At 62.6% G+C, this 11,955-nt stretch carries 11 protein-coding genes; 1 reads left to right on the top strand and 10 read right to left on the bottom strand.

Translation table 11 applies throughout. The features are described from left to right. Positions 1-196 precede the first annotated feature (196 nt). The 10 genes from nadE to IB265_RS15685 all read right to left on the bottom strand — a co-directional run bounded on the left by nadE (position 197) and on the right by IB265_RS15685 (position 10,609). Positions 197-1,039, bottom strand: a complete 843-nt coding sequence (gene nadE / locus IB265_RS15730; RefSeq protein ID WP_192494899.1) for an ammonia-dependent NAD(+) synthetase — start codon at positions 1,037-1,039, stop codon at positions 197-199. A gap of 250 nt (positions 1,040-1,289) precedes the next feature. Next, positions 1,290-2,180, bottom strand: a complete 891-nt coding sequence (locus IB265_RS15725) for an intradiol ring-cleavage dioxygenase (RefSeq protein ID WP_192494898.1) — start codon at positions 2,178-2,180, stop codon at positions 1,290-1,292. A gap of 3 nt (positions 2,181-2,183) precedes the next feature. Next, complete coding sequence (locus IB265_RS15720; RefSeq protein WP_192494897.1) at positions 2,184-3,938, bottom strand: FAD-dependent monooxygenase; 1,755 nt, start codon at positions 3,936-3,938, stop codon at positions 2,184-2,186. Further along, positions 3,931-5,016 (bottom strand): branched-chain amino acid ABC transporter permease, encoded by a 1,086-nt coding sequence (locus IB265_RS15715; protein WP_192494896.1) that lies wholly within the window; start codon positions 5,014-5,016, stop codon positions 3,931-3,933. The genes IB265_RS15720 and IB265_RS15715 overlap by 8 nt, the downstream gene beginning before the upstream one ends. 10 nt (positions 5,017-5,026) lie before the next feature. Beyond that, a complete protein-coding gene (locus tag IB265_RS15710) occupies positions 5,027-5,890 on the bottom strand; it encodes a branched-chain amino acid ABC transporter permease (RefSeq protein WP_057249241.1) in 864 nt (287 codons plus the stop codon). Continuing rightward, positions 5,877-6,599 carry an ABC transporter ATP-binding protein gene (locus IB265_RS15705; RefSeq protein ID WP_192494895.1) on the bottom strand — a complete coding sequence of 241 codons (723 nt, stop codon included), beginning with the start codon at positions 6,597-6,599 and terminating at the stop codon, positions 5,877-5,879. The genes IB265_RS15710 and IB265_RS15705 overlap by 14 nt, the downstream gene beginning before the upstream one ends. Next, a complete protein-coding gene (locus IB265_RS15700; RefSeq protein ID WP_192494894.1) occupies positions 6,596-7,315 on the bottom strand; it encodes an ABC transporter ATP-binding protein in 720 nt (239 codons plus the stop codon). The genes IB265_RS15705 and IB265_RS15700 overlap by 4 nt, the downstream gene beginning before the upstream one ends. Before the next feature lie 40 nt (positions 7,316-7,355). After that, a complete protein-coding gene (locus IB265_RS15695) occupies positions 7,356-8,636 on the bottom strand; it encodes an ABC transporter substrate-binding protein (RefSeq protein ID WP_192494893.1) in 1,281 nt (426 codons plus the stop codon). 39 nt (positions 8,637-8,675) lie between these two features. Next, positions 8,676-9,737 (bottom strand): maleylacetate reductase, encoded by a 1,062-nt coding sequence (locus tag IB265_RS15690; protein ID WP_192494892.1) that lies wholly within the window; start codon positions 9,735-9,737, stop codon positions 8,676-8,678. Then, positions 9,734-10,609, bottom strand: a complete 876-nt coding sequence (locus tag IB265_RS15685; RefSeq protein WP_375293068.1) for a dioxygenase — start codon at positions 10,607-10,609, stop codon at positions 9,734-9,736. The genes IB265_RS15690 and IB265_RS15685 overlap by 4 nt, the downstream gene beginning before the upstream one ends. 89 nt (positions 10,610-10,698) lie before the next feature. Here IB265_RS15685 and IB265_RS15680 point away from each other — a divergent pair, with 89 nt between their 5' ends. Continuing rightward, a complete protein-coding gene (locus IB265_RS15680; RefSeq protein ID WP_058322548.1) occupies positions 10,699-11,649 on the top strand; it encodes a LysR family transcriptional regulator in 951 nt (316 codons plus the stop codon). Positions 11,650-11,955: the final 306 nt, after the last annotated feature.

Here is an 11,955-nt window from a genome sequence, read left to right as displayed (position 1 = left end):
GAATAATAGATATATTGGATATGTCAATTGCTGCCAACGTTCCTCCTCTCCACTATTGGCGCGAAGCCGGAGCAGCCCCGAATGCATAATCCACCCGGCAACAGCGCTCACAGCTGTGATGATACCTTCTCGCTGGTGTCGCTTGTCTGCGCGGGCCTCACACCGGAATGGACCAGGATTTGCCGAACCGCAGATATCATGCAGTCGTGGCGTGCAAGACCTGGTGATGGTCCGTGGGAACGACGGGAAGGGCGCGCTTATGTGCGCTGGCGCGATAGGTTGAGAGTATGCGTTCAGCCGCAGCCGGCTCGACAGTTCTGCCTTCGAGAAAGTCGTCGATCTGGTCGTATGTCACGCCGTAAGCATCCTCGTCCGGCCGCAGAGGCGCGTCCGATTCAAGGTCAGCGGTGGGAGTTTTCCAGACGAGCTGTTCCGGCGCCCCGAGTTTCGAGGCGACGGCGCGGACGCGGCGCTTGTTCAGACCGGCGAGAGGGAGAATGTCCGCTGCGCCATCACCGAACTTCGTGTAGAAGCCCATGAGCGCCTCCGCAGCGTGGTCCGTGCCGATGACGAGACCCGACGATGCCCCGGCGATCGCATATTGGGCGACCATCCTCTGCCGTGCCTTCACGTTCCCGAGGATGAAATGATGACGTGGGGCCGGGTCAACGCCGCCGGCAAGGATTGCGTCCATGAGGCTATCGGCCGCCGGTTTTATATCCACGGTGATGACACGGTCCGGGCGGATCGCAGCGACGGCTGCGGCCGCATCGTGTTCGTCCGCCTGCACACCGTAGGGAAGCCGGACGGCAATGAACGTCGCCGAATGGCCGCTTTCGCGTAACTCCTGAACGGCGCGCTGGGCGAGAAGCCCGGCCGTCAGGGAATCGACCCCGCCGCTGATCCCGAGCACGTAGGCGCGCTGTCCGCCTTGCACGAGATATGCCTTCAGGAATTCAATCCGCGTGCGGATTTCGCTCAGCGCATCGAACTCCGATCGAACGCCAAGCGCCTGAATGATGGCAAGTTGCTCTTTCACTGAATGTCTCCTGCTGCCTTCGCCTCGTCGCTCCTGGCGGTCCGTCCCTTCGGGGTGACCGCACCAGATATTTCATCTGAGGATCCGAAGGAGGCAAGGGAATAACCTTCCTGCCTCCTCCTTCTTCCACGTCGAAGGCACGCGCGCCAGCAATGCTGGACGTGATCCTGCAGCAGAATGGCGAGCCTGCGGCCTGAGCGACGATTGCTTTTTTGGCGTGCCGCTGCCAGGCAATGACCTCTGAACCGGGTCAGTTGGCGCCCTTTGACCGCGCCAGCACGAAGTCGTGGTTCACTTCCCAGAAGCGACCCGAAAACCCGTAATCCGCGGCGCGGCCCGGGTCCTCAACGCACCGGAACGTCGCAAGCAGGCTTTGCTTCACGCCGAACACCGCATCCGAATGGATATACGGATCATCCGGATCGAAGATGTGGGTGATGAGCGTCTCGTACCCGTCGGCCTTGATGATGTAGTGGAGATGGGCCGGGCGGTTGGGGTGACGCCCGAGATGGTCCAGCATCCGGCCGACCGGACCGTCGTTCGGGATCGGGTAGTATTTCGGCTTTACCGCCCGGAACCAATATCCGCCGTCTGGCCCGGTGCGGAAGACGCCGCGCAAGTTGAACTCCGGCTGGATGCCCTTCTGCTGAACGTCATAGAAACCTTCGTCATTGGCCTGCCAGACATCGATCACGGCGTCAGCAATGGGCCTGCCCTCGGTATCGAGGATGCGACCGCCGACCACCATGTCCTCGCCCTTCTGGTCGAGACAGATGTTTGCGCCCATCTCGAGCTCCGGCGCGTCCTGGACATGAAACGGGCCCAGCACGGTGCTTTCGGAGGCACCCGACGGCTTGCGATTGTTGATTGCGTCGACCAGCATCGAGACGCCGAGCGTGTCGGACAAAAGGATGAACTCTTGCCGCCATTCGTTACACATCTGTCCGGTGCGTGTGAGGAAGAGGATCGCCTCCATCCACTCCTCCTGCGTCGGCTCGATTTCCCTCACCGCTTCGTGCAGCTTGCGCGTCACGACGTCCATGATCTGTTTCAGTCGTTCGTCCTTGGCATTTTTGTTGCGGCCCGTGACGACCTCAATCGAGTTTTCTTCGGTGAAGAAGCCTTTCTCATGCGCTTCCATGGATCACCTCCCAAGCACTGATGTCATGACCCGACGAAGGTCTGCAACGGGATCTGCCGACTGCGCCTCCGAGCGCCAGCAGACGTGATGGTCAGGACGCACGAGAACGATGCCGCTGTCACGCACTTCGCTCAGCCCGGCCCAGTCGCCGGTGAAATCATCCCAATGCTGCCGCGCGCCGATGGCGTGGGCCGCTATATCGACACCAAGCTCATGGCCGACAACCTTCGCCGCTTCGATCCAACCCTGTCCGCCGATCCCGGTCAGGACGGTGAACCGGCCGTGGCCGGAGAGATCGAGCGTCGAGGCCTTCTTCCCATCGCCAGAGAAAACCCATGCATGCGGCAGTCGGGCCCCCGGCCAGGTGGTCTGCTGGAAATGCAGTTCCGGGTCCTTGGCAAAGGCCGGTTCGGGTTGACCGTCGGTGACGATCGCGTCCGAACGATAGCGCTGGTTCATCTCGACGCCGTGGGCGTCGAACTCGTAGACCTTGGCGGCGATCGCCTTGCGGATGGCGGCGCGCTGTTCTTCCGCCGCCGGCGTATCGCGGCAGCGCCCATCCATGTTCTGCTGCATCTTCACCGGATCGATGGAATCGAGCAGGCCGAGCGCCTTGAAGATCGGGCCGAACTCTTCAATCGACTTGTTGGCGCGGGTGACGATCTGCTTGGCGACCGGCGCTCGCTCCGTTGTGTAGGTATCAAGCAGCTTTTCGCTCGCTTGGCCCTTCAGCACAAAGGCGAGTTTCCAGGCAAGGTTGAAGGCATCCTGGATCGATGTGTTGGAGCCGAGCCCGTTCGATGGCGGATGGCGGTGCGTGGCGTCGCCCATGCAGAAGACGCGTCCGTTCGACATCGTCGTCGCATACATGTTGTTGACCGTCCAGGTCGAGACCTGCTTGACCGTCACGTCCAGATCCTGCACGCCGACCAGGTCGCGCACCACCTTCTTCGCATGGGCTTCGTCAACGGCCGGTGCCGGCTGGTTGATGTCGTATCCCCAGACGATCAGCCATTCGTTCCAGGGGCGGACCATGCGCACGAGGCCCATGCCGATACCGCCGACGTCGGCCCCCGGCTGCAGCACCCAGTAGAGTACCGAAGGACGATGGGCGACATAACGCGACAGGTCGGCCTCAAACAGGATGTTCATTGAGCCGGCAACGCCCATCCGGCCCTCGAAGGTGAGCCCGGCATGCTCCGCGACCTTCGAATTGCCGCCGTCAGCACCGATCAGATACTTCGAGCGAACGGTGATTTCCTTGCCGGTCAACCGGTCGAGACACGTCGTGGTAACGCCTTCGCCGTCCTGCACATGGCTGACATATTCCGTCGACATCCGCGCCTGGGTACCGCGCGAGCAAGCCGTCTTGAACAGGAGCGGCTCCATGAAAGTCTGGGGCAGATCGTTCATCTGGCTCGGCGAGGATAGCTGGTGTTCGGCGCGCGAGGCCGGGTGCTTGCCCCAGCTTTTCATGCGCCCGATCTCTTCGCCCGCAAGCGAGGTACAAAAGACGTTCTCGCCCATCAGGTCCTGTTCGGCGGCGAACATATAGACCTCGTCTTCCACGTCCCGGCCGAGATCGCGCAGGACCTCCATCGTGCGCTGGTTTGTAATATGCGCGCGTGGCGTGTTCGCCAGCCAGCGATAGCGGTTGATCACCATGTTTTCGATGCCGTAGCTCGAAAGCAGGGCGGCCGTGGCGGAACCGGCTGGCCCCGTGCCGATGATGAGTACGTCGGTTGTGATATCAGCCATTTGGTCCTCCCTTTGGCATGTGTGCGAGTGGTCCGCCGATCAATTTGCGACGGACCGGAAAGAGCTGGATACCGGTGCGATCGGAGAACAGGCCCCAGAGACCGCGCGGCGAAAAGAGCATGACGAGGATGCCGATGAGGCCAAGGACCAGCAGGTACCAGGAGCCAAAATCGGCGAAGAGCTTTTGCAGCAGGAAGAAAAGCACCACGCCGACGATCGGCCCTTCGATGGTGCCGATCCCGCCGATCACCACGATGAAGATGACATAGGCCGTCCAGTCGGTGACGGAGAAAGCCGCGTCCGGCGAAATACGCGCTTTCTGCACGTAGATCAGCGCACCGGCCAGTCCAGTGACGTAGGCCGTCGCTACGTAGACCAGAGCCTTCATGCGGCGGGCGTCGACGCCGACGGCACGGGCGGCCTGCTCGTTGTCGCGCACGGCCGCAAGACCGAGCCCCTGCTTGCTTCGCAGCAGGCGGTAGATGAAGCCGATCGTCGCGAGCGCCAGCAGGAGCGCGATCCAATAGGTGAGGGCATCGCTGGCTGCGGCGGCCTTCATGCGGAAGAGGTCGCGCACGATATCGACGCCTGCCATGTCCTTCGTCGCCTCGCGCGGCAGCGACGTGCCGGTACCCCCGCCGAGCGCCTTCCACTGTGCCAGTAGCAGCCGCACCACCTCGGCCACCACCCAGGTGCCGATGGCGAAATAGGGCCCCTGCAGCCGGAAGGTGAAAAAGGCAGTCGGAATGGAGAGAAGCGCCGAAAGAGCGCCGGCAATCAGGATCGCAACGATGGGATCGATACCCGCCAGAATGACCGCACCGAACATCGTATAGGCGCCGAAGCCAACGAAAATCTGCTGGCCGACCGAGATCAGCCCGGCATAACCGGCAAGCAGGTTCCAGTTCTGTGCCAGCACCAGCATGGTCAGGATGAAGAAGAGATCCTGCACGACGCCGCGGGACACGATGAGGGGAGCTGCAATCGCAAGCGCGAGGCCGGCGACTGCCGCCAAAGCTGCCAGCGATGAGGTTCCGCTCCGGGTTTCGACCTTGAAGGACGGAATGGCGATGGACATCGGCTTGACCTCAATCGACGGCGCGGGGGAAAAGCCCGCGTGGCTTGATGACGAGAACGGTGAGGAAGGCGAGATGTCCGGCAAGGATCTGCCATTCCGGATTGACGGCCGCCCCAAGCGTCTGCGCAACGCCGAGGATGACCCCGCCGGCAAGCGTTCCCCAGAGCGAGCCGAGGCCGCCGATGATCACGGCTTCGAAGGCGTAGATCAGGCGGGACGGTCCCGATGTCGGATCGAAGTTGGCGCGCGTGCCAAGATAGAGGGCGGCGATCGTCACCACGACCATGGCAAGCCCGGTTGCCATGGCGAAGACGCGTTGCGGGCGAATACCCATCAGCCCGGCCGTCACGATGTCGTCGGAGGTTGCCCGGAAGGCGCGCCCGAGCGCCGTTCGATAGATCAGCTGGTTGAGGCCGAAGATCACGGCGAGCGCCGACAGGAAGGTCATCAACGGCATCAGGCCGATGTTGAGCGAGCCGACGCCGATCGAAGCACTTTCCAGCGCCCCGATGGACACGCGGCGGCTGTCGGCGGAAAACGCTTCGAGCAGGCCATTCTGGAGGACGATGGAGATGCCGAACGTGACGAGCAGCGGCGGCAACACGTCCTTGCCGAGCGTGCGATTGAGCACGAAGTATTGCAGGCCCCAACCTGTCAGGAACATCAGTGGCGCGGCAATGAGCGCTGCCAGGAATGGATTGAGGCCGAGCGCCGAGGTCAGCAAAAGGATCAGGAATGCGGCAAGCACGATCAGGTCGCCATGGGCGAGATTGACGAGCCGCATGATGCCGAAGACCAGGCTCAGGCCGGCGGCAAACAGGGCGTAGAGCCCGCCGAGCAGAACGCCCTGCACGATCGTGTCAATGAAGCTCATGGCGCGGCGCTCCGAAATAGGCCTGGTGGATCTGTTCGCGGGTCAGCACCTCCGGACGCCCCGAAAGCGTCACCCGCCCTTCCATCAGGCAATAGACCTGGGTTGCGACCTTCAGTGCCTGGGCGATGTCTTGCTCGACGATGACCATCGAGGCGCCCGTTGCGCGGATACGCGGGAAAGCCGCATAGATGTCGCGAACGACGACCGGTGCCAGGCCGAGGCTGATCTCGTCGCAGAGCAGCACATCCGGGTTGGACATCAGCGCCCGGCCGATCGCCACCATCTGCTGCTGGCCGCCGGAAAGGGCCGTCGCCGGGTTGTTTCGACGCTCGCGCAGGATCGGGAAGAGCTCATAGACGCTCTCGAGCGTCCATGGTCCCTGTCCCTTGCGGCCATAGGCGCCGATCAACAGGTTCTCCTCGACGGTCAGCGACGGGAACAGCCGGCGGCCTTCCGGTACCATGGCGATGCCGCGGGCAAGCACGTCGGGTGCTGCCAGCGCGCCGATCGGTTCATCGCGATAGACGACCATGCCCGGCTCGCTTGTGAGCACGCCGGAGATCGCGCGCATCAGGCTGGTCTTGCCCGCGCCATTGGCGCCGATGATCGCAACGGTTTCCCCCTTGGCAACGGCGATATCGACACCGAAAAGGGCCTGGAAGTCGCCGTAGAAGGCCTTGAGCCCTCTGGTTTCAAGCCTAGCCGTCATAGCTCGATCCCCAGATAGATCTCCTGGACGGCACGCGACGCCATGAGCTCGTCGGGTTTTCCAATACCGATCACCTTGCCGAAGTTGAGAACCAGAAGCCGTTCGACCACCGAGGTCAGCGCATGAAGCACATGTTCGATCCAGATGACGGCAACGCCCTTCTGCTGGATGGCGCTGATGGTCGCGACCAGCTGGTGGCATTCGGCTTCCGTCAGGCCGCCGGCGATCTCGTCCAGCAGCAGCAGCCGGGGTTCGGTGGCAAGCGCCCTTGCCAGTTCCAGCCGCTTGCGCTGCAGAAGGGTAAGGCCGCCGGCCAGGACATTCGCCTTTTCGAAAAGGCCCGTGTCCACCAGGATTTCGGCGCAGCGGTCACAGGCTTCCGCCTCGCGCCGCCGCGTGCCAAAACTGCCCGCGACGAGCAGGTTCTCAAAGACTGTCAGCTTTTCGAAGGGCTGCGGGATCTGGAAGGTCCGCCCCATGCCCGAAAGACAGCGCGCCATCGGCGGCGTTCGGGTGACATCCACGCCGCCGAAGCGGACCGTGCCGCTGTCGGCGGCGATGTTGCCGGTAATCAGATTGAACAGCGTCGACTTGCCGGCGCCGTTTGGCCCGATGATGCCCAGCGCCTCACCCTCGCCGACCGAAAAGCTGACCTCGTCGGCGACGGTCAGCGCGCCGAAGCGCTTCGAGACCCGCTCGAGCTCTAACAGAGACATGCCTGACCCTCCTCGGTCACAGTCCCACGCCATCAGGCGCTTAAACGATCGCTTCCATTTTTCCACCGGCGGGAATGTTCGGCGCCGTCTTGTTGTCGGTAATGACGAGGTCATAACCGCCGGCGTCCTTCAGCCGCCATTGACCGCCGACGAGCGGCGTCTTGGCGACGTTGCGGGCAGCAAACGGCGGCAATCCCTTGCCGTCCCATGCAACCGGACCGACGAGCGTATCGAGTTTTGTGGCGGCGATTGCCAGGGCCACCGCATCGCCGTCCGTCGGGTCGTCGGCCCGCGTAACGGCGTCGACGGCCAATTCGAAGAGGGCGTGGGCAAAGCCGATCGGCTGGGTCCAGGGCCGGCCGGTCGCCTTGGTGAAGGCATCGGCCACTTGGGCGGATGTCTCGCCGGTCAGCGATGAGGCGAAGGGGTGGCTCGGCGACCACCAGACTTCGGACGAGAGATTGTGGCCTGCCTTGCCCAGCGCTTCGACCGCGTGCGGGAACAGCAATGCCTTCCCGATCGAGGCGACCTTCGGCACGAAACCCTGCTGCTTTGCCTGGTTCCAGAAGGTCGTGAAGTCAGGAGGGATGACCACGCCGGTAACGATCTCGCATCCAGCCGATTTGAACGCATTGATCTGGGCAGAGAAATCGTCCGTCATGTTCTGGTAACGGCCGGGGTCGGTGAGCCCGTAGCCAAGCTTTTCGAGGACCGGCGGGAAACCCACGGTCCCGTCGCCCCAGGCATTGCCGTCACCGTCATTGGGGAAGAGGCCGCCGACTTTGTGGTTCGTCTCGACCTGGGCCCACATATTGGTGAAGACGGCGATCACATCCTCGAGGCCCCAGAAGAAGTGATAGGCATAGTCGAACGGTTTCCACGAAGCGGGATCGCTTGGGTTACCCTGTTGGCCGATGAACCAGGGCTGCCACGGCGCAACCGTCGAAATGCAGGGCATCTGTTCGGCTTCGCAGGTGGTTGCAACAGGGTTCGTGGTTTCGGGTGTCGAGGCAACCAGAACCAGATTGACCTCGTCATCGACGATCAACTGCTTGGCGACTTCCGCCGCCCGGTTCGGGTTCGACTGGCTGTCCTTGACCACAACCTCGAAGTTCTGGCCCTTTGCCCTGGTCGCCGCCAGAAACGCGTCGATCACGAATTTGTCGGCCTCGCCGAAGGCGGCGAGCGGCCCGGTTTGGGGGCTCACATAACCAAGCTTGATCGCCGTGTCCTTGGCAATCGCCGGCATCGCAAGTCCGGATGAAAAGGCGACTGCGCCACCTGCGGCTGTCGTCTTCAGAAAATCGCGTCTCGTCAGCATGGTTCCTCCTCCCAATGCCCTTCCTCCCGAAGGGTGTCGTCAGTTCGTCGGCCGGTTGCCCTCCCAGGCATCCTGCAGCAGCGCCCGAATGGACTGCCGATCGATCGGGCGCGGGTTCCAATAGGGGTTTTCGGTCGCAATCGCGGCGGTCCGATCGAGATCGGCCTCGGTAAGGCCGAGGTCCTTCAAGGCGAGCGGCGCACCGAGCGACTTTGCGAAATCCCACAAGCCGCCGCCAACCGAACCGCCGAAGGTCCGGGCCACGGGCTCAAGCAGGTCAGGCACGGCCGCGGCGTTATAGGCGGCCGTATGCGGCAGCATGATCGCGTGGGTTTCCGCGTGCGGTGTGTCGAAGGTGCCGCCGAGCGTGTGGCAAATCTTGTGATGCAGCGCCATGCCGACCGCGCCGAGCACGGTGCCCGAGAGCCAGGCGCCGTAAAGCGCTTCGGCCCGCGCCTCGCGATCGCGCGGCGTCCCGATGATCGTCGGCAGGCTCGTCTTGAAGGCTGACAAGCCCTCTTTCGCCATCAGCGAAGAGATCGGGTTACGATCCTGCGCATAGAGCGCTTCGACCGCATGGGCCATGGCGTTGAGCGCGCTGGTGACGCTCATGCCGACCGGCAGGCCGAGAGTCAGCTCGGGATCGTAAATCACCACCTCCGGCAGGATCGAAGGATGCCTGACGGTCGTCTTTCGGCCGCCTTCTGTCTGTCCGAGGATCGGTGTTACTTCCGAACCGGCGTAGGTGGTCGGGATAACGACTTGAGGCAGATCGGTGCGATAGGCGATCGCCTTGCCGAGCCCGGTGGTGGATCCGCCGCCAAGGGAGACGACACAGTCGGCGCCGCTTTGGTTGACCGCTTCCATCGCCTTTGCCGTGACCTCGACTGGCGTATGCATCACGGCCCCGGCAAAAACGCCTGCGGCAAGTGGCCCGAGCCGCTCCGCCAATGCTTCCGCGTCTGCCCGTTGCTGCGGTGTTGAGAGCACCAAAGCTCGGCTGCGCCCAAGCTTTTCGACCCAGGCTCCGGCCTCGCGGCTCCTGCCTTCGCCAAAGACGATGTGCGCCGCACTGCCCTGGTAGGTGAAATTGTTCCTCACGACCCAGATCCTTCCCTTGCCCTCGCCATCAGGAACTTGAAGTCCAGCCGCCAGCCGGGCTTGCCGCCGATGTCGGAGCATTTGTATTCGTGCACCAGTTCCGGCTTGACGCCGAAGATCGCGTCCTCGTCGATATGGGGATCGCTGCCGTCGTAGATATGCGTCGTAATCGTCTGGAATCCTGGAGCAGTGACGATGAAATGTAGATGGGCTGGGCGCCGGAGCGAACAACCCGCCTGGCCAAGGAGCTTGCCCACCGGCCCGTCTTCCGGGACGCTGTAGCCGGCGGGGCGCACCGTCAGGTAGTCGAACCGCCCTTCGCGATCGGTCTTGAAGACGCCGCGCAAATTAAACTCCGGTTGCAGGTCCGGTTGCTGGTTCTCGTAGAAACCTGCGGCGTTCGCCTGCCAGGTCGTGACCTCCGCGCCCTCGATCGGGTGGCCGTCGAGATCGAGCAATTGCCCGAAGACCGCCAGCCGCTCGCCGACGCCATCGAGCGAGATGTTGCTGCCGGATATGCGTTTCGGCGTGTCGGCGCGAAAGAACGGCCCACGGACCGTATTGGGTGTCGCCTGTTTCGGGCGACGGGAGTTGATCTCATCGACCAGCGCCGAAGCGCCAAGCAGGTCGAACAGCAGACCCCACTCCTGCCGCCGCTCGTCCGTGGTGTGACCAACCTCGGTCAGAAACTCGATCATTTTGCGCCAGTCGGCTGCGCTGGGACGCAATTCCCTGATGAGCCCGTGAAGGTGGGTGACGACCGTGCGCAGCACCAGCGGCAGCGAGCCGTCGTCGGCTTTCGATATTCGCTGTGCGAAAGCCTCGGTGAAGGCTGCTTCATTGGGATTCGAAACCGTCGCGCCCCGCATCACACTCCTCCAGACACTTGGCTGAAATGAAAGCTAACACGGGCATCTGGCGCGATTGATGATTTTACTCTGAGTTAATATAATCAATTGTTATGAAGATAGACGAACGCCATCTTGTTCAGCTCGCTGCGGTCGTGAAAGCCGGCGGTGTCACCGAAGGGGCAGCGCTGCTCGGACTGTCGCAGCCGGCGATCTCGCGCACCATTGCCATGCTCGAAAAGCGCCTGGGCGAACCGCTTTTCGTCAAAGGGCGGCGGCCGCTGCAACCGACGCCGCTCGGGCGCGCGCTCGCCGATCATGGCCAGGTCATGCTGTCGGCCTCACGCAAGGCGTCCGATACGATCGAGAGCTTTCGCCTCGGCAAAAGCGGTCTGGTGCGCGTGGGCGGCACGCCATTTTTCATGGACGCCTTGATCGCGCCGATGATCGCAGACTTCCAGGCACAAAACCCTGACGTCAGGATTGACCAGAGCTACGGCTACATGGCCGACCTGCGCGCTGCCCTGAAGGGTGATCAGATCGATCTTGCCATCTGCCCGCTCGATATTCTTGAGGAGGGATCGGGCTTGGCGTTCCAGAAGGTGCTTCCCGGCCGAAACGTCGTCGCCTGCCGGGTCACGCATCCGCTTCTGTTGAAGAGACGGCCGCAGCCGTCGCAGCTTCTCGAATATCCCTGGGTGGCGCCGCCGCCGGGAAGCCCGCTGCTTGCGGATCTTCATAGCCTGCTGCTCTCCTTCGGGGCGACCGAGATCAAGATACGCTACACAGGCGGCTCGCTGATGAGCCTCGTCAACTATCTGAAGGGTATCGACGCCTTGACTGTGCTTCCGCACAGTGTCGTCTTTGCGCTACGCAACGAAAAATCGATCACGGCACTTCCGGTTTCCGTCCCGCACCCGGAACGTGCTCTTGGGCTTCTGAGGCGCGCGACCTCGGCGCATACCCCGGCCATCGAAAAATTCTCGCAACATATCCGCCACAGCTTCGAGCAACTTCAGCACCTCATCCATCGACATGAACAGGCCGTGGTTTGGGGTGTTTAGCCGGATATCTGCCCATGCCAACTCGCAACCGCATTCCGGATCTGTGACGGGACGACCTCGATCGCGACCACGGCGTAGGTTCGTTCGCGCGAATTCAAGTTCAATCCGTGGATCGAATGCAGGTCGGTATCCGCTCGATGCCGCGGGAGTCGTGAAACCGCTTAGGAGTTCAAGAAAGAGAGTTCCGGCGAGTCCGACGCGGCAGAAATCAGCGCCTTCTTCATTTCTGCCGTGCAAGCACGTGATCGGCGCTTCACCGGTTTTTCCTGTTGACGTCTCCGACATCACGCGGGCACCATTTGCTCC

Source organism: Ensifer sp. ENS10 (genome assembly GCF_014852025.1).
In the GTDB taxonomy this organism is placed as follows: domain Bacteria; phylum Pseudomonadota; class Alphaproteobacteria; order Rhizobiales; family Rhizobiaceae; genus Ensifer.
Note: the sequence above shows the minus strand (reverse complement) of the source record. Positions and strands in the feature narration are given on the sequence as shown.